We start from the raw sequence: 21,058 nt of genomic DNA on the forward strand, positions 1-21,058 counted from the left end.
GGCGACGCCGGGGAGAGCGCGCCCCCTCAGAGGGTGTCGAGCGCCTTGGCGTACTCGTTCAGGTCGCGGGCGTCGGGCAGGCCGTTGACGACCGTCCAGCGCACCACGCCCTCCTTGTCGATGATGAACGTGCCGCGCACCGCGCAGCCCTTCTCCTCGTCGAAGACGCCGTACGCCCGCGAGGCCTCGCCGTGCGGCCAGAAGTCCGACAGCAGCGGGTACTCCAGCCCCTCCTGCTCGGCGAAGACGCGCAGCGAGAACGGGGAGTCGTTGGAGACGGCCAGCAGCTGGACGTCGTCGTTGACGAACTTCGGCAGCTCGTCACGGAGCGCGCAGAGCTCGCCGGTGCAGACACCGGTGAAGGCGAAGGGGTAGAAGAGGAGGACGACGGCCTTCTCGCCGCGGAAGTCGGAGAGCTTGACCAGCTCGCCGTGCTGGTTCTTCAGCTCGAAATCCGGAGCCTTCGTGCCGACCTCGATCGCCATGGGGTGCTTCCCTTCCGCTCACTCGCAACAGGACGCGACCAACCCTACGCGCCGGGGTGCACATGCGGGGAACCTGTCCTGAACAGGGCCGAGCCCCCTCCGGAACAGGCCGGAGGGGGCTCGGTGGCGAACGATGAGACGGTGCGGCTCAGCGCTTTCCGGCCTTGGGCGTGACCAGCCGGCTGCCGGCCCAGTCCTTGCCCGCGTTGATGCTCTTGGTCTGGGACAGACCCGCGGTCTGCGCGGCCTCATTGATGTCGCTCGGCTCGACGTACCCGTCGCGGCCGGTCTTCGGGGTCAGCAGCCAGATCTGCCCGCCCTCGTCGATCAGCCCGATGGCGTCCACCAGCGCGTCCGTGAGGTCGCCGTCCTCGTCGCGGAACCACAGCAGAACGACGTCACACACGTCGTCGTAGTCCTCGTCGACGAGATCCTGGCCGATCACGGTCTCAATGCCTTCGCGGAGATCCTGATCGACGTCGTCGTCGTATCCGATCTCCTGGACCACCTGTCCGGGCTCGAACCCCAGCCTGGCGGCAGGGTTGGTCCGCTCCTCCGCGTGGTCCGCGGTCGCGCTCACGGATTGCCTCCTGTCATGTTTCGGAAATGCTCGGGGACCCCGCGCGTGCGCGGAGCATTGGGCGTAGTCCACACGGGCCGGGCGGATCGCGCAAGTACCCGGCGGTCCAGACCGCCGAAACGGTGACGTTTCGAGGCGTCTCGCCGCAAGCACGACCCCCGCAGGCCGGGCCCGAGTGATTCACGCCACAGCTTTCTGTGAAGTTTATCGGGTACTCGCGCGGGACTGGTCCCTTCGGGGGGCAGCGGTCGCTTGCGGACCCGATTTCGGGGTCCGCACGTCCGTACGCGAAGCACTTTCGACATGGGCGTATGGTTGCGATTTGGCCGACGCGAGAAATCGGCCTTTTCAGCGCCATCTCTCTACGGATGGTTACCCATCGGTAGAGGTGACGTATCCCTGTGGCTCGGTACACGATGGAAGACGGCGCGACACCAAGGCAGCGACAGCATTCGTCCCGTGCACAGCATCAATACCTTGCAGAGCACGAAACGAACCGAACACGAAGGAACAGCGTGGCTTCCGGATCCGATCGAAACCCGATCATCATTGGCGGCCTTCCCAGCCAGGTCCCGGACTTCGATCCCGAAGAGACCCAGGAGTGGCTCGACTCGCTCGACGCAGCCGTCGACGAGCGGGGACGGGAACGTGCTCGCTACCTCATGCTCCGCCTGATCGAGCGCGCGCGCGAGAAGCGGGTGGCCGTGCCCGAGATGCGCAGCACGGACTACATCAACACCATCGCGACCAAGAACGAGCCGTTCTTCCCCGGCAACGAGGAGATCGAGCGCAAGGTTCTGAACGCGACCCGGTGGAACGCCGCCGTCATGGTCTCGCGCGCCCAGCGTCCGGGCATCGGCGTCGGCGGTCACATCGCCACCTTCGCCTCCTCCGCCTCCCTCTACGACGTGGGCTTCAACCACTTCTTCCGGGGCAAGGACGAGGGCGACGGCGGCGACCAGATCTTCTTCCAGGGCCATGCGTCGCCCGGTGTCTACGCCCGTGCGTACCTCCTGGACCGACTGTCCGAGGGGCAGCTCGACGCCTTCCGCCAGGAGAAGTCCAAGGCTCCCAACGGTCTGTCCAGCTACCCGCACCCGCGGCTGATGCCGGACTTCTGGGAGTTCCCGACCGTCTCGATGGGCCTCGGCCCGCTCGGCGCGATCTACCAGGCGCGGATGAACCGCTACATGGAGGCGCGCGGTATCGCCGACACCTCCAAGTCGCACGTCTGGGCCTACCTCGGCGACGGCGAGATGGACGAGCCCGAGTCGCTCGGCCAGCTGTCCATCGCCGCCCGTGAGGGCCTGGACAACCTGACCTTCGTCGTCAACTGCAACCTGCAGCGCCTCGACGGCCCGGTCCGCGGCAACGGCAAGATCATGCAGGAGCTGGAGTCGCAGTTCCGCGGTGCCGGCTGGAACGTCATCAAGCTGGTGTGGGACCGCAGCTGGGACCCGCTGCTCGCGCAGGACCGCGACGGCATCCTGGTCAACAAGCTCAACAGCACCCCCGACGGTCAGTTCCAGACGTACGCCACCGAGACCGGTGCGTACATCCGCGAGCACTTCTTCGGTGACGACCAGCGGCTGCGCGCGATGGTCGAGAACATGACCGACGACCAGATCCTGCACCTGGGCCGCGGCGGTCACGACCACAAGAAGATCTACGCGGCGTATGCGGCGGCGAAGGCCCACAAGGGCCAGCCGACGGTGATCCTGGCGCAGACCGTCAAGGGCTGGACGCTCGGCCCGAACTTCGAGGGCCGCAACGCGACCCACCAGATGAAGAAGCTGACGGTCGCGGACCTCAAGGGCTTCCGTGACCGGCTGCACCTGCCGATCCCGGACAAGGACCTGGAGGACGGCGTGCCGCCGTACTACCACCCGGGTCGCGACTCCGAAGAGATCCAGTACATGCACGACCGCCGCAAGAGCCTGGGGGGCTATGTGCCCACCCGTGTCGTGCGCGCCGAGCCGCTGAAACTGCCGGACGACAAGGCCTACGCGGGCGCCAAGAAGGGCTCGGGGCAGCAGAAGATCGCCACGACCATGGCGTTCGTCCGTGTGCTGAAGGACCTCATGCGGGACAAGGAGATCGGCAAGCGCTTCGTGCCGATCGCGCCCGACGAGTACCGCACCTTCGGCATGGACGCCTTCTTCCCGTCGGCCAAGATCTACAACCCGCTGGGCCAGCAGTACGAGTCGGTCGACCGCGAACTTCTCCTTGCCTACAAGGAGTCGCCGACCGGCCAGATGCTGCACGACGGCATCACCGAGGCGGGCTGCACCGCTTCGCTGATCGCGGCGGGCTCCGCCTACGCGACGCACGGCGAGCCGCTGATCCCGGTCTACGTCTTCTACTCGATGTTCGGCTTCCAGCGCACCGGCGACCAGTTCTGGCAGATGGCCGACCAGCTCGCGCGCGGCTTCGTGCTCGGCGCGACCGCGGGCCGGACGACGCTGACCGGTGAGGGCCTGCAGCACGCCGACGGCCACTCCCAGCTGCTGGCCTCGACGAACCCGGCCTGTGTCGCCTACGACCCGGCCTACGGCTACGAGATCGCGCACATCGTCAAGGACGGTCTGCGGCGGATGTACGGCGAGAACGCCGAGGACATCTTCTACTACCTGACCGTCTACAACGAGCCGATCCAGCACCCGGCGGAGCCGGCCGACGCCGACGTCGAGGGCATCCTCAAGGGTCTGCACCGCGTCAGCGCCGGTGAGAAGGGCGAGCACGCGGCCCAGATCCTCGCCTCGGGTGTCGCAGTGCCGTGGGCGGTCGAGGCCCAGCAGATCCTCGCGGACGAGTGGAACGTCAAGGCCGATGTCTGGTCGGCGACGTCCTGGAACGAGCTGCGCCGCGACGCGGTGGAGATCGAGGAGCACAACCTCCTGCACCCGGAGGAGGAGCAGCGCGTCCCGTACGTGACGCAGAAGCTCCAGGGCGCCGAGGGTCCGAAGGTCGCGGTCTCGGACTGGATGCGGGCGGTTCCCGACCAGATCGCGCGCTGGGTTCCCGGCACGTACCAGTCGCTGGGCGCCGACGGCTTCGGCTTCGCCGACACCCGTGGCGCGGCCCGTCGCTTCTTCCACATCGACCCACAGTCCATCGTCCTCGGCGTGCTCACCGAGCTCGCCAAGGAGGGCAAGGTCGACCGGTCGCTGCTGAAGCAGGCGATCGACCGCTACCAGCTCCTGGACGTCTCGGCCGCCGATGCGGGTGAGGCCGGCGGCGACGCCTGACCCCTCCGCGGCCGACGGCCGCACCGCTTGCGCCGCGCCCCCCGACCAGCGTTCTCCGCCGGTCGGGGGGCGCTGTGCTGCGCAGCGCCGGTGCGCGGGGCGGGTGCGGCGGTGCGGCCCGTTCAGCGTTCCCATACCTTGAACGCCCTTACCTGGTACGGGGATCGGGGCACCCAGGTGCCGCCGCCCGGATAGGTGTTGAACTCGGCGGTCTCGGCGCACTCGGCGCTCTGGTAGGTGGTGACCGGCCGGCCGGTGCGGTTGGCGAGTGCGGCGGCACTGGTCCCCTTGGGCAGCGGGGTGCAGCTCTCGATGTCGGTGTCCGACAGCTCGTAGGTCCGCCGGGTGCCGCCGAAGTCGGCCTGCGGCCAGAGGCACAACTGTCCGGCCGCGCAGTGGCCCGAGGCTGCGCCGCGGCCGCCGGGGGTCGCCTGCGCGGCCGGGGTGCCGAGGGCGGGCGGGAGCGCGAGGGCCGTGGCGAGCGCGGCGAGGCCGGTGAGGAGCGCGGTGGTGTGGGACGTACGCGGACGCAGACGCATAGGAATCTCTCCCCCGTGGAGTACGACGATGGCGTCCCGGCGTGGGCGGACTGCCCGCGGCGGGTGCTGCGGTGTCGAGCTTCGCGAGGGCGCGGCGCGGTTGCCAAGGCCGTGGCGGCACGGCCACCCGGATCAGGTATGTGGACAGCCGGAAGGGCCGGGAGCGGGGCGTCCGGTGCGCGGCGTTGACGTGGGACGGGCCGGCGGGACCCGGTGCGGAAACCGTTCGCCCCATGGCCTGCCGGGGTTCGGGCGGTACCCGACGCCCCCGGAGGAGGCCGGTGCCCCCTTCGGTTCCCGCGGCGGCTCATCCGGATGAGGGATTCGGCCCTCCGGAGGTGGTCAACTCCCGCCGGTCGCACGGCGGGAGGGGCCGGGAACGGTCCGGGACGGGCGGTTGACGCCCGCCGTTGACGGCGCCCGCGCAACGGCGCGCGGCCGGCCGAGGACGAGCCTCAGCCTGCCGCGCGCCGGGCGCCGCACGTGGTGGTGGATGGCGGTCGCAGGTCGCGGCCGGGGGACCTGCCCCGCGCCGCGGACCGTGCGCCGTACGGCCGGGACCGGGTCAGATGTGGCCGACGCCCGCGCCCGCCTCGGCGTTCGTGCCGCGCTTGGTGAAGACGGCGACGATGGCGGCGAGGACCGCCACACCGCAGGCGACCGTGAAGGCCAGGCCCATGCCGGACACGAAGGTGTCGTGCGCGACGGAGGCGATCTTCTGGGCGAACTCCGGCGGGGTGCCCTTCGGGACCGGGGCGATACCGGCCGAGACCGCGTCGGACAGCTGGGACGCCTTCGCGGGCGGGACCGGCGGCAGGCCGGCCGACTTCCAGTTGCCCGGGAGTTCGTTGTCCACGCGGGAGGCCATCACCGCGCCGAGGACGGCCGTGCCGAGGCTGCCGCCGACCTGCATCGCGGCCTGCTGGAGGCCGCCGGCGACGCCGGAGAGCTCCAGCGGGGCGTTGCCGACGATGACCTCGGTGGCACCGACCATGACGGGCGCGAGGCCCAGCCCGAGCAGCGCGAACCAGAGGGACATCGGGCCGGTGCTGCTGTCCGTGTCGAGGCCGGACATGCCGTACATGGCGACGGCGGTGAGGACCATGCCGCCGACCAGCGGAATGCGCGGGCCGAACTTGGTGATCAGGGCGCCGGCGAGCGGCGAGCCGACGATCATCATGCCCGTGAGCGGGAGGAGGTGCAGACCGCTGTCGACGGGGGTCATGCCGTGGACGTTCTGGAGGTAGAACGTCACGAAGAACAGGCCGCCCATGAACGCGAAGGCCATCAGCACCATCAGGACCGTGCCGGCGGTCAGCGGCACGGAGCGGAACATCCGCAGCGGGATGAGCGGTTCGCGGACCTTGGTCTCCAGGACGGCGAACAGCGCGAAGAGGACCACCGCGGCGATCAGGAAGCCCCAGGTCTTCTTGTCGCCCCAGCCCCATGCCGACGCCTTGATCAGCGGCCAGATGAGGCAGAACATCGCTCCGGAGAGCAGCACGATGCCCGGGATGTCGAACGAGCGCGGGGCGTTCTCCGCGCGGTGGTCCTTGAGGATCACCAGGCCGAGGACCAGCGCCAGCACACCGACCGGGACGTTGATGAAGAACACGGACTGCCAGTTGACGTGCTCGACCAGCAGTCCGCCGACTATCGGGCCGCCGGCGGTGGAGGCGCCGATGACCATGCCCCAGATGCCGATCGCCATATTGAGCTTCTCGGCCGGGAAGGTGGCGCGCAGCAGTCCCAGCGCGGCGGGCATCAGCAGCGCGCCGAACAGGCCCTGCAGGACGCGGAAGGTGATGACCAGCGCGACCTCGTGGGAGAACCCGATGGCGCCGGAGGCGGCGGCGAAGCCGAGGATGCCGATGAGGAAGGTCTGGCGGTGCCCGAAGCGGTCACCGAGCTTGCCGGCCGTGATCAGCGAGACGGCCAGCGCGAGCATGTAGCCGTTGGTGATCCACTGCACGTCGGCGAGCGAGGCGCCGAGATCTTCCTTGATGGCCGGGTTGGCGATGGCGACGATCGTGCCGTCCAGGGCGACCATCATGACGCCGATGGCGACGGAGAAGAGGGTCAGCCACGGATGGCCGCGCAGCCCCTTTCGGGGCTCCGGTGCGGGAAGGTCCGGCGCAGCGACGGCAACCGGGGTCTGAGAACTCATACAACGAGGCTAATGTCAGCCACTGACAGTTGACAAAGCAATTCATGAGTCGGTAACTGTCATCTGGCTCACAGGTAACCTGAGCAGCGATAACACCGTGGAAAGGCGGCTCAGGATGGCGACCCCGACGCCGCATACGGCACCCGCGGGCCTACGGGAACGCAAGAAGCAGCGCACCCGCGACGCCCTGATCCGCGCGGCGCTCGAACTGTTCACCGAGCAGGGGTACGAGGCGACGACGATCGACGAGATCGCGGAGGCGGTGGACGTCTCCCAGCGGACGTACTTCCGCTACTTCGCCAACAAGGAGGACGTCGCCTTCGCCGTCCAGGAGATGGTCGAGGCCCGCTTCCTCGACGAGCTGCACGCGCGGCCCGCGGCGGAGGCGCCGCTCACCGCCCTGCGCAGCGCCGTGATGGTGGCCTGGGACGACATCGGCAGCGCCATCGAGTCGGTGATCCCGGTGGAGCTGCACATGCGCTCGTACCAAATGATCGAGTCGACGCCCGCACTGGTCGCCGCGCATCTGCGGCGCTCCTCCGAACTGGAGGAGGAGATAGCGCGGCTGATCGCCCGGCGCGAGGGACTGGACGTCGATGCCGACCCGCGGCCGCGGGTGCTGGTCGCCGCGTTCAGCGGGGTGATGAGGGTGGCCGGCAAGGTGTGGGGCGAGGGGCAGGACTGCAGCGTGGAGGCCATCCGGGAGCTGACCCAGTCGTACCTGGACCACATCGGGCCGGCGATGGACGACGACTGGCGGACGGGCTGAGCGCAGCCCGCACGGCACCCCGCCGAGGAGACGGGCCCGGCAACCCGCGCGCGGCATCCGGCGGACGGACGGGCAGCCCGGCCGGACCGACGCGATCCAGCCGACCACACACCCCCCGCCACTCCCTACTCCCTGTAACTACCACCCATCTTTACGCGACCCCTCCGAACCCCTCCTGAGTCCGCGTATGCACGACTGAGCACCGAAAACGGGCGACATGTGTCCGGTTTGGTCGAAATACCCACTGTGAAACGTGATCTCACTCACGGTCACAGCGAGCACGCTGCCGCGTCTCCTAGGGTGGCCCGCGGTGACTTCTTTCCCGGGCCTCGGCCCCTCCTCCGGTTTCCTCCAGTCCTCCGCGTTGCGCGCCGCACTCGCCCTGGCGGTGGTGTTCGTGATGCTTGCGCTGACCGGCTGGACGGCCGTCAGAGGCACCAAGGGAGACGCCAACCCGCTGGCCACCGCCAGGACCGCCTGGCAGCACGCCACCTTCCACGGCCACCCGCTGCCCGACCCCGAGGCGTCGCCGGCCAGGCTCCGCACCTTCTTCACCAAGCTCACCGGCGCCGAGAAGCAGCAGCTCGCCCGCCGCTATCCGCTGGTCGTGGGCAATATGAACGGTGCCCCCGTACCGCTGCGGTACCGCGCCAACCGGATGGCGCTCGACGACGCCCGTGCCCTGGAGAAGCAGCGGATGGGCGACCGTCGGCTCACCCCCGTCGGCCGCCAGGAAGCGGGCCGGCTGATGCACCGCTTCGCCTCGATGATGAGTCCCGCCCGGCAGATCCTGGCCTTCGACCCGGCCGGTGACGGCCGGGCCGCCGAGGTCTTCGGCAACCTCCCGGCGGCGCAGCGGGTCTCGGTCGTGGTGCCCGGCGTGGACACCAACCTGTCGACCTTCGAGCGCACCGCGCGGGCGACCACCGCCCCCGTCGGCATGGCGCGGTCCCTCTACGGCGCGGAGCGCGAGGCCCGGCCCGGCACCCGTACCGCCGTGATCGCCTGGGCCGACTACACCTCGCCGGCCGGGATGGGCGTCGAGGCCGCCACCGGCAAGCTCGCGGCGGCCGGCGCGGTCCGGCTGCGCGCCCTGGTGGACTCGCTGCCCTCCTCCGACGCCGTCTCGCTGTTCTGCCACAGCTACGGCTCCGTGGTGTGCGGCGTCGCGGCCCGTGACCTGCCGTCCAACGTCGAGGACATCGCGGTGGCCGGCAGCCCCGGCATGCGGGCCGGCAGCCTCTCCGGACTGGGCACCCACGCCCGCGTCTGGGCCATGCGGGATGCCGACGACTGGATCCAGGACGTGCCCTACCTGGAGGTCGGCGGGCTCGGCCACGGCGCCGACCCCGTCGACCCGTCCTTCGGCTCACGGGTCCTGTCGGCCGACGGCGCCGTCGGCCACGCCGGCTACTTCGCGCCCGGCACCCGCAGCCTGCGCAACTTCGCCCTCGTGGGGGTCGGCGCGACCAGCACGGTCTCCTGCGCCTCCGACGATCCGCACTGCAGCTCGGACCTGGCCTGAGGGCCACCGGGCCGCACGGCCGGTTCCGCAGGCACGGCCCGGCGCCCGGGGACGGGCCGTGCCTGCGGGAACCGCACCCGGCACCGGCGACGTCCACCAGGCAGGGAACGGAGCGGGGGGCCGGAGTGACGCGCGTAGCTGCGGCAGACGCCCCCGAGGTGTCCGGAAGGGGGACGGGCGGGCAACCGCCCGCATACGATGAGCCGCATGGGTGATGTGCTGGCCGGTTTTCATGCCGTCTGGGAGTTCGACACGGACTCCGTACTCATCCGCTTCGAACGGGGGATCCGTAAGCCGAAGCTGTTCCAGGCGCTCGGCGAGCGACGCATTCCGTACGAGGCGCTGAGCTCCGTCGAGGTGTCCGAGGGCAGACGCGGCACGGTGGTGCTGCATGCCGTGCCCCGGCCCGGCGCCGATCCTCTGATGGAGGCGGCGGACGGACAGCTCAAGGAGGACGCCGATCCGTACCGGCTGGTGCTCCCGGCCGAGCGCGAGACGCTGGCCGAGTACTACGCCGACGAGCTGCGCGCGGTCCTCGGCCCCGATGCCAAGGAGCGAGCCGACCGGCACCTGGTGGCCGCTCCGGAGCCCCCGCTGCACTTCAAGGCGTACGACGGGAAGGCCTCCTTCGACGGCCGCTCGGTCGCCTTCCGGTGGTTCTGGACGGGCGCCTCCTCGGCGAAGTGGAAGTGCGGCGACCAGACCTTCCCGGTCGGCGAGCTGACCGGGGTCGAGTGGCGGTCGCCGGAGATCCTCAACGGCTATCTGCGGCTGCTGGAGCGCGGTGCGCGCGAGCCGGGGGCGGGCGAGGCGGACCAGGATCCGGCCGCGGTGGTGTTCGGACTGGGGTACGGCCCCGTGCACGAGTCGCTGCCGTTCGCGGCCGCCGTGCTGCAGGCCGTACGCGCCGCCGAGCCGGCGCAGGACACGCCGGAGGGCGAACCGTGCCGCCGGACCGGGGACGCGCGCCGGGACCCCGCCGACATCGCGGACCGGATACGGCACCTCGGCGAACTGCACGGGGCCGGGCTGCTGACCGACGACGAGTTCAGTGCGAAGAAGGCCGAGCTGCTGGCGGAGCTCTAGGGGCTCCGGGCCCAAGGGCCCCAAGAGCCCCGGGGGCACCAAGAGTTGCCGGGGCTCCCGATGCCCTCGCGGACTCGTGCGGCCGGGGGCGCGGGCCCGGTTGCGGGTGCCGGGGACTCATACCGTGGTAGGGGGCGGAAGTCCGGACCCTGGTATGACGCCGCAGCCGCCGTACTCCGCTTGGATGGAGGCGCGATGACCCGACCCTCTTCCCTCCCCCCGCGCGAACCGACCCGTCGACGGGTGCTGCGCGCCGTACGGCAGGCGCTGCACCTCCTCGCCGTCGAGCTCGGCACGCCGACCGAACCCGGCACCCCGCTCTTCGGCGGCGTCCGGAGCGTCTGGCTGCGCCGGCTGCCGTATCTCGTCGCGTTCGCCTTCGCGGTGTCCCTGCTGCCCACGACCATCAACGTCCTCAGCCACGACTACGGCCTGGACGGCGGACTGTCCGGCGCACTGGCCACCGCGCAGACCGCACCGCTGCTGCTCGCGGTGACCCGGCCGCTGCAGGCCTGGTGGGTGATCTTCGCGGCGGACATCCTCTGTGCCATGGCGCTCATCGGCGCGAACGGCGTCGCGGAGCGCGCCTGGCCCTGGCCGCCCACGGCGATCGTCGGCTATCTCGCGCTGATGGTGGCGCTGTCGCTGCGCGAGCGCGGCCGCACCCTGATCGCCGTCTGGCTGACGACCGGCCTGGCGGGCATCCTCTTCGAACCGTGGACCCCGGACCGGAGCGAGGGCACCTGGGTGCTGCTGTTCGTCCTCGCCGGGGTGGTGCTGATGATGGGCGCCACCCTGCGGGAACGCGGCGACGCCCAGCGGAAGCTGATCGAGCAGGAGACCATCAACGAGGCCGAGCGCGCCCGTCGGACGCTGCTGGAGGAGCGCACCCGCATCGCCCGCGAGCTGCACGACGTCGTCGCCCATCACATGTCGGTGATCACGGTCCAGGCCGACAGCGCCGCTTACCGCATCAGCGGAATCCCCCGGGAGGCCGAGGAGGAGTTCGGGTCGATCGCGGCGACCGCCCGGGAGTCCCTGGCCGAGATGCGCCGGCTGCTCGGGGTGCTGCGCAGCGAGGAGTCGGAGCGGCACGGCGGCCCGGCGAAGACCCCGCAGCCCGGTGTCGGGATGCTGCCGAAGCTGGTCGAGGGGACCGTACGGGCAGGTGTGCCGGTGGAGTTGTCGCTGCCCGAGGGCCCCTTGCCGCTCGAACCGGCGGTGGATCTGTCGGCGTACCGCATCGTGCAGGAGGCGCTGGCCAACGTCGTACGGCATGCCCCGGGGGCACGGACCCGGGTGTCGGTGACCACGGCGGCGGACGGCTCCCTGCTGACCGTTCTGGTCGTCAACTCCCCGCCGCCCGCGCCGTCCGCGCCGCTGGAGACCTCCGGCACCGGTCATGGCCTGATCGGCATGCGGGAACGGGTGCGGCTGGTGGACGGTGCGCTCGACACCGGGCCGCTCCCCGACGGCGGGTTCCGGGTCGCGGCCCGGCTCCCCCTCTCACCATCGCCCGCCCCCGCGGCTCCCCTTTCACCGAAGGACTCCGACTCCGTATGAGCACGCGCGTGATCATCGTCGACGACCAGGCCATGGTGCGCGCGGGCTTCGCCGCGCTGCTCGCCGCGCAGAGCGACATCGAGGTGGTGGGCGATGCGCCGGACGGGGTGCAGGGCGTGCAGCTGAGCCGCCGCACGCACCCCGATGTGGTGCTGATGGACGTCCGGATGCCGGAGATGGACGGGCTGGAGGCGGCTCGGCAGTTGCTCGATCCGCCCCCCGGTGTGGTCCATCGCCCGAAGGTGCTGATGCTGACCACTTTCGACGTCGACGACTACGTCTACGAGGCGCTGCGCGCGGGCGCGTCCGGGTTCCTGCTCAAGGACGCGCCGCCGGGCGATCTGATCTCCGCGGTCCGGGTCGTGGCCGGCGGGGAGGCCCTGCTCGCCCCGTCCGTGACCCGGCGGCTGATAGCCGATTTCGCCCGCCGGTGGCCGGCGCCCCGCAAGGGCCGGGCCGCGCTCGGGCTGAAGGGCCTCACCCCGCGGGAGACGGAGGTCCTGGAGCTGGTCGCCCGCGGCCTGTCGAACCAGGAGATCGCCGAGGCCCTGATCGTCGCCGAGCAGACCGTGAAGACCCATGTCAGCCGGGTGCTCGCCAAGTTGGCGCTGCGCGACCGCGCCCAGGCCGTGATCTTCGCGTACGAGTCGGGGCTGGTCTCGCCCGGGGAGCAGTAGCCCCGCGGGCGCCGCTCCCGTGACCGGCGCCCCTCCCCCGACGTCCCGTTCCGCCGCCGCTCCTCCTGGAGGACGAGACAAGTCCCTCCCCCCTACCGGGGTATCACCCGGCAGTTGGCTCCGCGGTGTGACGCTGCGTCATACACCTTCTTCCTACGTTTCCCTCCGTCACACCAACGGGAGAGGGAGACACCACCATGTCCAGGCTGCGAACCGTCGCTCGACGCGGCCGGCGCACGCTCATCGGGGCCGCGCTCGCACTGACCGTGGCCGCCGGCACGGGCGGCTGGGCGGCCGGCACCGCGCAGAGCGCCGTCACGGGCCCGGCGCCCGGCGCCGCCGTCTGGCGGGCCGACCACTCCCTCGGTCTCCGGCTGCCGGATCCGGCGACCGCACGCCCCGCCGAGGTCGCCCGCTTCTTCGCCGCGCTGACCGACGGGCAGCGGCGGGCGCTGGTGGCCCGGCACCCGCTCACCGTCGGCAACCTCGACGGGGTGCCGCCCGCCGTGCGGTATGCCGCCAACTCCCGTGCGCTGACCGCGGAACGGGACCGGCAGCTGGCCCGCGCCACCGATCCGGCCGGCACCCGCCAGGACCATCAGCAGGCCAGGAAGGCGGCCGCGCGCTGCGCCTCGCTGCTCTCCCCCGGCCGGCACATCCTCGCCTTCGATCCCCGCGGCCGCGGCCAAGTGGCCGAGGTGTACGGCGACTTGGCGACCGCCGAGCGCACCGCCGTGATCGTGCCCGGCTCGGACATCGACCTGGGCTCCTTCGACCGCGCCAGGGACCCGTACGGCACACCGGCCGGCATGGCCAGGTCGCTGCGGACCCGTCTGACCGCCGATGCGCCCGGGACCCGTACCGCGGTCATCGCCTGGGCCGGATACACCACACCCGTCGGCGTCGGGCCGGACGCCATGACCGGCCGGCTCGCCGATGCCGGCGCGCCGCGGCTGGCCCGCTTCCTGTCCGGCCTGGCCGCCGTCGGGGCCCCGGCCCCGGCCGTGTTGTGCCACAGCTACGGCTCGGTGGTCTGCGGGCTGGCCGTGGCGCGGGCGGACCGTGGCGACCTCGCCGACCTGATCCTCTTCGGCTCCCCCGGTGTCCGCCGGGACAACGTGGCGGAGCTGCGCACCTCGGCCCGGGTCTGGGCGGCGCGGGACGCGACCGACTGGATCGGTGACGTCCCGAACGTCGAACTGTTCGGCCTGGGCCACGGCGCCGATCCCACCGACCCCGCCTTCGGCGCCCACCGGGTCTCCGCCCGGCGCGCCGAGGGCCACACCGGCTACCTCGCCCCCGGTACGGACTCCCTCCGGAACTTCGCGGCCGTCGTGCTGGGCCGCTACGGCGCCGTGCGCTGACGCCGGGCCGCCCGGGATGCCGGGCCGGCGGGCCGGCGGGCCGGCGGGCTTGCCGACCGCTCCGGCCGCCGCGCCGCCCCCTTGTTCGCTCCTGCTCGCGCCACCGCCCCTCACCCTTCGGCCCCAGGACTCAAGGACGCCTCATGGACATCGCCTTCCTCGCGCCTCTCAGAGAAGCCGCCCACAAGACGGTCCGCACCATCGAGGACCGCACGCCCGCGGACCGCGACCGCGCCCTCGACGGGCTGCGCGCGCTGGCGCTGCTCGGGGTGCCCCTCGGCCACTGGCTGGTCGGGGGCTTCACCCGCGACGCCGACGGCGCACTGCACAACACCAGCCCGCTGACCGCCTTGGGCGCGCTGGCGCCCGCCAGTTGGGTGCTGCAGATGCTCGGCATCTTCTTCCTGGTCGGCGGCCATGCGTCGGTGCTGTCCCTGCGGCGCGCCACCGAGCGGGGCGAGCCCGCCGGGCGCTGGCTGCGCGGCCGGATCGCCCGGCTGGGCCGCCCGGTGCTCGGTGTGACGGCCGTGTGGGCGATGCTGCTCCCCGTCCTGTACGGCCTGGGAGTGCCGGAGGCGACGCTGCGGACCGGGGCGACGCTGGTGATCCAGCCGCTGTGGTTCGTCGGCGTGTATGCGGCGGTCACCGCGCTGACGCCGTACTGCGTGCGGGCCGCCCGGCGGTGGGGCGCCTGGACCGCGGCGCCGCTGGCGGCTTCCGTGGCGACGGTGGACTTCCTGCGCTACGGGCCGTTCGCCGACGTCATGCCGTCGTGGCTCAGCCTGCTCAACCTCCTGCCCGGCTGGCTGTTCGCCTATCAGCTCGGGGTGGCCTGGGGCGAGCGGCGGCTCGGCGGGCGCGCCGCCCGGACGCTGCTGCTCGGGGGCGTCGCGCTGTTCGCCGCACTGCTGCTGTTCTTCCACTACCCGGCGAGCATGGTCGGCGTCCCCGGCCAGGGCCGTACGAACTCCCACCCGCCGTCGCTGCTGGTCCTGGCGCTGGCCGCGGCCCAGTCCGGCGCCGCCGTCCTGCTCCGCGACCGGCTCGCCCGGCTGCTGCGCCGGCCCGCCCTGTGGGCCCCGGTCACCGTCGTCAACCTCTCGGCCATGACGGTCCTGTGCTGGCACCAGACGGCGATGCTCTCGGCGGCCGTGCCCGCGTCCTTCCTGGGCGAGGTACCCGGGCTGACCGCGCACCCCGACACCCTCGGCTGGCTCCTCGTCCGGCTCGCCTGGCTGCCGGTGTTCGCCGCGGCACTGGTCCTCATCGGCCGCACCACCCGCCGCTTCGAGGAGCCCTGGACCGGTGTCACCCGGGCCCACCGGACCGCCGCGGCACTCCTGGCCGCCGGGTTCGCCGTCTTCGCACTGCGGCTGGCCTGACCCACCGGGTTCCGACTGCGGGTGCTTCGCCGGGTTCTGACTTCCCGTCGCGTTCGGGGCGGGGCGGAACGCAACAGGGCGGGGCCGCTGTCCGGCCCCGCCCCGTCGTTGCTCTTCCCGCCCGTCGTTGCTACTCGCGTCCCGCGGAAGTGTGCGTCATGTCCGCGTACCGCGCCCCCGCGACCTGCCCGGCGATCGGCTCCAGCAGCGCCAGGTCCTGCTCGGTCAGCCGGATCCGGGTGGCCCCGCTGTTCTCCTCGACGCGGCTGCGCTTACGGGTGCCGGGGATCGGCACGACGGCGACGCCGTGGACCGTGGCCCGGTGCTGCACCCAGGCCAGCGCGATCTGGCCGGGCGTCGCGTCATGGGCGTCGGCGACCTTGCGGACGGGCTCCAGCAGCGCGGCGTTGGCGGCGGCGTTGTCGCCGGTGAAGCGGGGCTGCGTACGCCGGAAGTCGTCCGAGGTCAGCTCCTTGTCGGCGCTCACGAACGCACCGGTCAGAAAGCCCCGGCCGAGCGGCGAGTACGGGACCACGCCGACGCCGAGCTCGGCCGCGGCCTGCACCACGCCGTCCTCGATGTCCCGGCTGAACAGCGACCACTCGGACTGCAGGGCCGCGATCGGGTGCACGGCCTGCGCCGCGCGCAGCTCGGACCCGGTCACCTCGCTCAGCCCCAGGTGCTTGACCTTGCCCTCGGCCACCAGCTCGGCCATGGCGCCGACCGACTCCTCGACCGGGACGTTCACGTCGCGCCGGTGCATGTAGTACAGGTCGATCTGCTCGACGCCCAGGCGCTGCAGGCTGCCCTCGACGGCCTGGCGGATGTACGGCCGGTCGTTGCGGATGACGCGCTTGGACGGGTCGTACGGGTGGTCCGGGTCGGGGGCGATCGCGAACTTGGTGGCCACCACGAGCTCGTCGCGGTGCGCCTGGATGAACGGGGCGATGAACTTCTCGTTCTCCCCCACGCCGTACATGTCGGCCGTGTCGAAGAGCGTCACGCCCAGCTCCAGGGCCCGCTCCAGCGTGGCCCGCGCCTCGTCGGCGTCCGTCGGGCCGTAGGCGAAGCTCATGCCCATGCAGCCGAGGCCCTGCACCCCGACCCGCGGTCCGCCGGTGCCCAGCTCGACCGTCTCGATCTTGTTGCTACCCATGGAGCCCTCAGAACCTCTCGGACGCCCGTCGGGCGTCGGCATAGATGTCGATCTTGTAGTCGAGTACGTCCAGCGTGCTCTGCAGCTCGGCGATCCGCTGCCGTACGTCCTCGCGATGCGCGGTCAGCAGCTCCTCGCGCTCGGCGAAGGTGCGCTCCCCCGCCCGCACCAGCTCGGCGTAGCGGACCATGTCCGCGACCGGCATGCCGGTCAGCCGCAGCCTGGCCACCAGGCTCAGCCAGTCCAGATCGCGGTTGGTGAAGCGCCGCTGGCCGGTGTGGGTGCGGTCCACGTGCGGCATCAGGCCGATGCGCTCGTACCAGCGCAGGGTGTGTGCGCTGAGCCCGGTGTGCTCCGCCACCTCGCCGATCGTGTACTGGTCCCGGCCGGCGGGCCGCGGGTGCGGGGGTGCGAGGCCGCAGTCGCGCGGCCTCGCCGGCAGCCTCCGGTCCGCGGCCCCGCTCGTGACCGGTGCGCTCTGCGTTACCGCCATACCCCGTCTCCCCTGTATCGCCGGATGTCTCCCGGCCTTTTCGCCGGAAGCCTCTCGACGTCCTCAACGCTAGAGACTTCGAGTGCACTCCAGGCAAGTGCGGATCGCGGGCAGACTTGACCGGGATTTGGGGACACCGGACCTCCGGGGCGGCGCGGACCGGTCACCGCCTAGGCTCGTGGGCATGCAGAGCCTGCGGATGATCGAGAACTGGCCGGTGCCCACCGCTGCGGCCGCCGTCGTACGAGCCGATGGGTCGGTGGCCGGATCCTACGGCCCCCAGGAGCACCGCTTCCCGCTGGCGTCCGTCACCAAGCCGCTGGCCGCGTACGCCGCCCTGCTGGCCGTCGAGGAGGGCGCCGTCGAGCTGGACGAGCCGGCCGGGCCCGAGGGGTCCACGGTCCGTCACCTCCTCGCCCACACATCGGGGCTGGCCTTCGACGAGCAGCGCACGATGGCCGAGCCGGGCACCCGCAGGCTCTACTCCAACACCGGTTTCGAGGCGCTGGGCGATCACCTCGCCCAGGCGACGGACATCCCCTTCGCGCAGTATCTGCACGAGGCGGTGCTCGCGCCGCTCGGGATGACCGCGACGGACCTGCCCGGCTCACCCGCCAAGGACGGCGTCTCCACCGTCGCCGACCTGGTCCGGTTCGCCGCGGAGCTGCAGGCGCCGCGGCTGCTCGCACCGCAGACGCTCACGGAGGCGACGCAGGTGGCCTTCCCCGGTCTGACGGGGGTGCTGCCGGGCTACGGCCACCAGAAGCCCAACGACTGGGGCCTGGGCTTCGAGATCCGCGACGGGAAGTCGCCGCACTGGACCGGCAGCGCGTCCTCGCCCCGCACGTTCGGACACTTCGGGCAGTCCGGGACGTTCCTGTGGGTGGACCCGGACGCGGGCGCGGCGTGTGTGGCGCTGGCCGACCGGGCCTTCGGGCCGTGGGCCGTCGAGGCCTGGCCGCAGCTGACCGACGCGGTGCTGGCCGAGCTGGCGCAGTCGGCCTGACGGCGCCGTACGGCCCGGACGACGGGGGGCGCTGCCGCCGCTGTCCGGGCCGGGCGCCGGCTCACCCGGACGCCGACTCCGCCCCCATCTCCCACACCAGGCACTCCGCCGCCGTCAGCCCCCGCAGCTCCAGCCCCACCCCGTCGGTGATCCGCACCTCGTCGCCGGCCTCCAGGCGCTCCTCGCCGATCCGTACGGCGCCGCGCACCACATGCACATACGCCCGTGCGCCATCCGGGACCGCGGTGCGCTCGCCCTCGGCGAGGCGGCGCAGATGCAGCAGGGCCCCGGCCCGCGCGACCGCGTACGGCGTGCCGTCGGCGATACCGCGCACCACCTCGTACGACGGTTCACCGCCGAACGCGAGCGGCGCCAGCCACATCTGGACGAAGCGCAGCGGCTGCGCGCCGTCGTTGCGCTCCACATGCCGTACGCCACCGGCCGAGCTGAGCCGCTGGAGATCACCGGGGCGTACCGTGGTCGCGTGGCCGGCCGAGTCGCGGTGGGTCAGCTCGCCCTCGACCACCCAGGTCACGATCTCCGTGTCGCGGTGCGGATGCTCGTCGAAACCGGCGCCGGCCGCCAGCCGCTCCTCGTTGCAGGCGATCAGCGCGCCGAAGCGCAGATTGTCCGGGTCGAAATGGGGCCCGAAGGAGAACGCGTGCAGCGACTCGATCCCGGCCTCCGCGTCCCCGCCCGGATACCGTTCATGGCCTCTGCGCACCTGAATCATGGGCCCACCGTAGCCCCGCCCCCGCACCCTCCCGCCCCGATAGTGCAGGCTTGTCCCGTGTCTGAACCCGCATCGCGCGACGCGCACCCGCACTCCGCCACCCTCCGGCGCCTGGAGAATTCCTCCGGCAAACTGGCGGCCGCGGCCATCGCCCGCATGGACGCCACGCTGCCGTGGTACCGCGCGATGCCCCCGGAGAACCGCTCCTGGATCGGCCTGGTGGCACAGGCCGGTATCGCCGCTTTCACCGAGTGGTTCCGGCACCCGGAGACCCCACAGGCGATCAGCACCGATGTCTTCGGCACGGCGCCGCGCGAGCTGACCCGGGCGATCACCCTGCGGCAGACCGTGGAGATGGTCCGCACGACCATCGAGGTCATGGAGTCCGCGATCGACGAGGTCGCGGCCCCGGGCGACGAGTCCGTGCTGCGCGAGGCGCTGCTGGTCTACGCCCGGGAGATCGCCTTCGCCACCGCCCAGGTCTACGCCCAGGCCGCCGAGGCCCGCGGCGCGTGGGACGCCCGGCTGGAGTCGCTGGTGGTCAACGCGGTGCTGTCGGGCGAGGCCGACGAGGGCGCGGTCTCCCGCGCGGCGGCGCTGGGCTGGAACTCCCCCGAGCATGTGTGCGTGGTGCTGGGCACCGCCCCGGACGGGGACAGCGAACTGACCGTGGAGGCGATCCGGCGGGCCGCCCGGCACGCCAAGCTCCAGGTGCTGACCGGTGTGCTGGGCTCCCGCCTGGTGGTGATCGCGGGCGGCTCGGACAATCCGCTGAAGGCCGCGAAGGCGCTGATCGGCCCGTATGCCGCCGGTGCCGTGGTGGCTGGCCCGGTCGTCTCCGACCTGCTGGCCGCGACCCGCTCGGCACAGGCCGCTGCGGCCGGTCTGCGGGCGTGTGCCGCCTGGCCCGACGCGCCGCGGCCGGTGCTCGCCGACGATCTGCTGCCGGAGCGCGCGATGGCCTCGGACCCGGTCGCCCGCGACCAGCTGGTGGAGGAGATCTACAGACCGCTGGAGGAAGCGGGGTCGGCACTTCTGGAGACGCTGAGCGTTTACCTTGAGCAGGCGAGCAGCCTGGAGGGTGCCGCCCGGATGCTGTTCGTGCACCCCAACACCGTGCGCTATCGGCTGCGACGTGTGACCGACGTCACCGGCTGGTCACCCTCCGATGTGCGCTCGGCGTTCACCCTCCGTATCGCGTTGATTCTGGGGCGTCTGGCTGACGGTGAGGCGCAACCCTAGACTTTTGTCGGACACCAACAATTCCCCCGATGGTTCTTCGTCCCTGTCCCCACGGGCGGGCGGAACCACCCACAAGAGAGAGTGTGAGGGTGCTCGTACTCGTCGCTCCCGGCCAAGGCGCTCAGACGCCCGGCTTCCTGACTCCCTGGCTCGACCTCCCCGGTGTCGAGGACCGGCTCCGTGCCTGGTCGGACGCCATCGACCTGGACCTGATCCACTACGGCACCAAGGCGGACGAGGAGGAGATCCGCGACACCGCGGTGGCGCAGCCGCTGCTGGTGGCCTCCGCCCTGATCTCCGCCCGGCAGCTCTTCGCGACGGCCGACGCCGTCGCCGCGCAGGTCGGCGCCGCGGCCGGCCACAGCGTCGGTGAGCTGGCCGCCGCCGCGCTGGCCGGCACGGTCTCCGACGAGGCCGCGATGAAGCTGGTGCGCCGGCGCGGCCAGGCGATGGCCGAGGCCGCCGCCGTCACCGAGACCGGTATGGCCGCCCTGCTGGGCGGTGACGAGGCCGTCGTCATCCCGCATCTGGAGCAGTTGGGCCTGACCCCGGCCAATGTGAACGGCGCCGGCCAGATCGTCGCCGCCGGCACGGCCGAGCAGATCGCCGCTCTGGTCGAGAACAAGCCGGAGGGCACTCGCCGGGTCGTACCGCTGAAGGTGGCCGGCGCGTTCCATACTCACCACATGGCACCCGCTGTCTCGGCTCTGGAATCGGCGACCACCCAGCTGTCGGTCGCCGATCCGCTCACGCGCTACGTCTCCAACAAGGACGGTCAGCTGGTCTCCTCCGGCCAGGAACTGGTGCAGCGGCTGGTGGGCCAGGTGGCCAACCCCGTGCGCTGGGACCTGTGCATGGAGACCTTCAAGGAGCTCGGTGTCACCGCGCTCATCGAGGCGGCTCCCGGTGGCACGCTCACCGGTCTGGCCAAGCGCGCGCTGCCCGGCGTGCAGACCCTCGCCCTCAAGACGCCCGACGACCTCGACGCGGCCCGCACGCTGATCGCCGGACACGCCGACAACGCTGCACCGGCCGAATAGGAG

18 protein-coding genes are annotated in these 21,058 nt (G+C 72.0%); 11 read left to right on the forward strand and 7 right to left on the reverse strand.

Features of this window, described 5'->3' with window-relative positions:
* Positions 1-26: 26 nt before the first annotated feature.
* A complete protein-coding gene (locus tag Scani_RS28600; protein ID WP_030081426.1) occupies positions 27-485 on the reverse strand; it encodes a peroxiredoxin in 459 nt (152 codons plus the stop codon).
* A gap of 148 nt (positions 486-633) precedes the next feature.
* On the reverse strand, positions 634-1,065 hold the full coding sequence (locus tag Scani_RS28605; RefSeq protein WP_030081424.1) for a DUF3052 domain-containing protein: 432 nt from the start codon (positions 1,063-1,065) through the stop codon (positions 634-636).
* Positions 1,066-1,580: 515 nt separating this feature from the next.
* On the opposite strand from Scani_RS28605, the gene aceE reads away from it, so the two are divergent.
* Positions 1,581-4,313, forward strand: coding sequence for a pyruvate dehydrogenase (acetyl-transferring), homodimeric type (aceE, locus tag Scani_RS28610; RefSeq protein WP_159480683.1), 2,733 nt, complete (start codon positions 1,581-1,583; stop codon positions 4,311-4,313).
* Between the two features lie 122 nt (positions 4,314-4,435).
* On the opposite strand, the gene Scani_RS28615 is transcribed toward aceE, so the two are convergent.
* Together Scani_RS28615 and Scani_RS28620 are read right to left on the reverse strand one after the other, a co-directional pair.
* The gene (locus Scani_RS28615) at positions 4,436-4,852 is read right to left on the reverse strand and encodes a peptidase inhibitor family I36 protein (RefSeq protein WP_159480684.1); all 417 of its coding nucleotides are present in this window, start codon (positions 4,850-4,852) and stop codon (positions 4,436-4,438) included.
* A gap of 565 nt (positions 4,853-5,417) precedes the next feature.
* Positions 5,418-7,019, reverse strand: a complete 1,602-nt coding sequence (locus tag Scani_RS28620) for an MFS transporter (protein WP_159480685.1) — start codon at positions 7,017-7,019, stop codon at positions 5,418-5,420.
* 115 nt (positions 7,020-7,134) lie between these two features.
* Between Scani_RS28620 and Scani_RS28625 the strand changes: the two genes are divergently transcribed.
* From Scani_RS28625 to Scani_RS28655, 7 genes are all read left to right on the forward strand, one after another.
* Positions 7,135-7,788: a TetR/AcrR family transcriptional regulator gene (locus tag Scani_RS28625; protein WP_159480686.1), complete on the forward strand. Its 654-nt coding sequence runs from the start codon at positions 7,135-7,137 to the stop codon at positions 7,786-7,788.
* Positions 7,789-8,098: 310 nt separating this feature from the next.
* Positions 8,099-9,313 carry an alpha/beta hydrolase gene (locus tag Scani_RS28630; RefSeq protein WP_159480687.1) on the forward strand — a complete coding sequence of 405 codons (1,215 nt, stop codon included), beginning with the start codon at positions 8,099-8,101 and terminating at the stop codon, positions 9,311-9,313.
* 207 nt (positions 9,314-9,520) lie between these two features.
* Entirely contained in the window at positions 9,521-10,399 is an 879-nt protein-coding gene (locus Scani_RS28635; protein ID WP_159480688.1) for a DUF4429 domain-containing protein, read from the forward strand.
* Between the two features lie 195 nt (positions 10,400-10,594).
* Complete coding sequence (locus tag Scani_RS28640; RefSeq protein ID WP_159480689.1) at positions 10,595-11,962, forward strand: sensor histidine kinase; 1,368 nt, start codon at positions 10,595-10,597, stop codon at positions 11,960-11,962.
* Entirely contained in the window at positions 11,959-12,639 is a 681-nt protein-coding gene (locus Scani_RS28645) for a response regulator (protein ID WP_159480690.1), read from the forward strand. Before Scani_RS28640 ends, Scani_RS28645 begins: the two co-directional genes overlap by 4 nt.
* Before the next feature lie 197 nt (positions 12,640-12,836).
* Complete coding sequence (locus Scani_RS28650) at positions 12,837-14,003, forward strand: alpha/beta hydrolase (protein ID WP_159480691.1); 1,167 nt, start codon at positions 12,837-12,839, stop codon at positions 14,001-14,003.
* 143 nt (positions 14,004-14,146) lie between these two features.
* A complete protein-coding gene (locus Scani_RS28655) occupies positions 14,147-15,385 on the forward strand; it encodes an acyltransferase family protein (RefSeq protein WP_159480692.1) in 1,239 nt (412 codons plus the stop codon).
* 130 nt (positions 15,386-15,515) lie between these two features.
* On the opposite strand, the gene Scani_RS28660 is transcribed toward Scani_RS28655, so the two are convergent.
* Together Scani_RS28660 and Scani_RS28665 are read right to left on the reverse strand one after the other, a co-directional pair.
* Complete coding sequence (locus tag Scani_RS28660) at positions 15,516-16,541, reverse strand: aldo/keto reductase (protein WP_159480693.1); 1,026 nt, start codon at positions 16,539-16,541, stop codon at positions 15,516-15,518.
* Positions 16,542-16,548: 7 nt separating this feature from the next.
* Positions 16,549-17,034: a MerR family transcriptional regulator gene (locus Scani_RS28665; protein ID WP_159480694.1), complete on the reverse strand. Its 486-nt coding sequence runs from the start codon at positions 17,032-17,034 to the stop codon at positions 16,549-16,551.
* A gap of 184 nt (positions 17,035-17,218) precedes the next feature.
* Here Scani_RS28665 and Scani_RS28670 point away from each other — a divergent pair, with 184 nt between their 5' ends.
* Positions 17,219-18,040: a serine hydrolase domain-containing protein gene (locus Scani_RS28670; protein ID WP_159480695.1), complete on the forward strand. Its 822-nt coding sequence runs from the start codon at positions 17,219-17,221 to the stop codon at positions 18,038-18,040.
* Between the two features lie 61 nt (positions 18,041-18,101).
* On the opposite strand, the gene Scani_RS28675 is transcribed toward Scani_RS28670, so the two are convergent.
* A complete protein-coding gene (locus Scani_RS28675; RefSeq protein ID WP_174872762.1) occupies positions 18,102-18,773 on the reverse strand; it encodes a pirin family protein in 672 nt (223 codons plus the stop codon).
* 57 nt (positions 18,774-18,830) lie between these two features.
* Between Scani_RS28675 and Scani_RS28680 the strand changes: the two genes are divergently transcribed.
* Positions 18,831-20,015 (forward strand): PucR family transcriptional regulator, encoded by a 1,185-nt coding sequence (locus Scani_RS28680; RefSeq protein WP_129296582.1) that lies wholly within the window; start codon positions 18,831-18,833, stop codon positions 20,013-20,015.
* 89 nt (positions 20,016-20,104) lie between these two features.
* A complete protein-coding gene (locus Scani_RS28685; protein ID WP_159480697.1) occupies positions 20,105-21,055 on the forward strand; it encodes an ACP S-malonyltransferase in 951 nt (316 codons plus the stop codon).
* The last annotated feature ends 3 nt before the right edge of the window (positions 21,056-21,058 follow it).

This window comes from Streptomyces caniferus (assembly GCF_009811555.1).
Lineage (GTDB): Bacteria > Actinomycetota > Actinomycetes > Streptomycetales > Streptomycetaceae > Streptomyces > Streptomyces caniferus.

Excerpts from the sequence above, each read along its gene's own strand:
- Scani_RS28645 (WP_159480690.1), top strand. The coding sequence starts at position 11,959 with ATGAGCACGCGCGTGATCATCGTCGACGACCAGGCCATGGTGCGCGCG.
- Scani_RS28675 (WP_174872762.1), bottom strand. The coding sequence starts at position 18,773 with ATGATTCAGGTGCGCAGAGGCCATGAACGGTATCCGGGCGGGGACGCG.
- Scani_RS28600 (WP_030081426.1), bottom strand. The coding sequence starts at position 485 with ATGGCGATCGAGGTCGGCACGAAGGCTCCGGATTTCGAGCTGAAGAAC.
- Scani_RS28640 (WP_159480689.1), top strand. The coding sequence starts at position 10,595 with ATGACCCGACCCTCTTCCCTCCCCCCGCGCGAACCGACCCGTCGACGG.
- Scani_RS28635 (WP_159480688.1), top strand. The coding sequence starts at position 9,521 with ATGGGTGATGTGCTGGCCGGTTTTCATGCCGTCTGGGAGTTCGACACG.
- Scani_RS28650 (WP_159480691.1), top strand. The coding sequence starts at position 12,837 with ATGTCCAGGCTGCGAACCGTCGCTCGACGCGGCCGGCGCACGCTCATC.
- Scani_RS28620 (WP_159480685.1), bottom strand. The coding sequence starts at position 7,019 with ATGAGTTCTCAGACCCCGGTTGCCGTCGCTGCGCCGGACCTTCCCGCA.
- Scani_RS28670 (WP_159480695.1), top strand. The coding sequence starts at position 17,219 with ATGCAGAGCCTGCGGATGATCGAGAACTGGCCGGTGCCCACCGCTGCG.
- Scani_RS28615 (WP_159480684.1), bottom strand. The coding sequence starts at position 4,852 with ATGCGTCTGCGTCCGCGTACGTCCCACACCACCGCGCTCCTCACCGGC.
- Scani_RS28625 (WP_159480686.1), top strand. The coding sequence starts at position 7,135 with ATGGCGACCCCGACGCCGCATACGGCACCCGCGGGCCTACGGGAACGC.
- Scani_RS28660 (WP_159480693.1), bottom strand. The coding sequence starts at position 16,541 with ATGGGTAGCAACAAGATCGAGACGGTCGAGCTGGGCACCGGCGGACCG.
- Scani_RS28655 (WP_159480692.1), top strand. The coding sequence starts at position 14,147 with ATGGACATCGCCTTCCTCGCGCCTCTCAGAGAAGCCGCCCACAAGACG.
- Scani_RS28665 (WP_159480694.1), bottom strand. The coding sequence starts at position 17,034 with ATGGCGGTAACGCAGAGCGCACCGGTCACGAGCGGGGCCGCGGACCGG.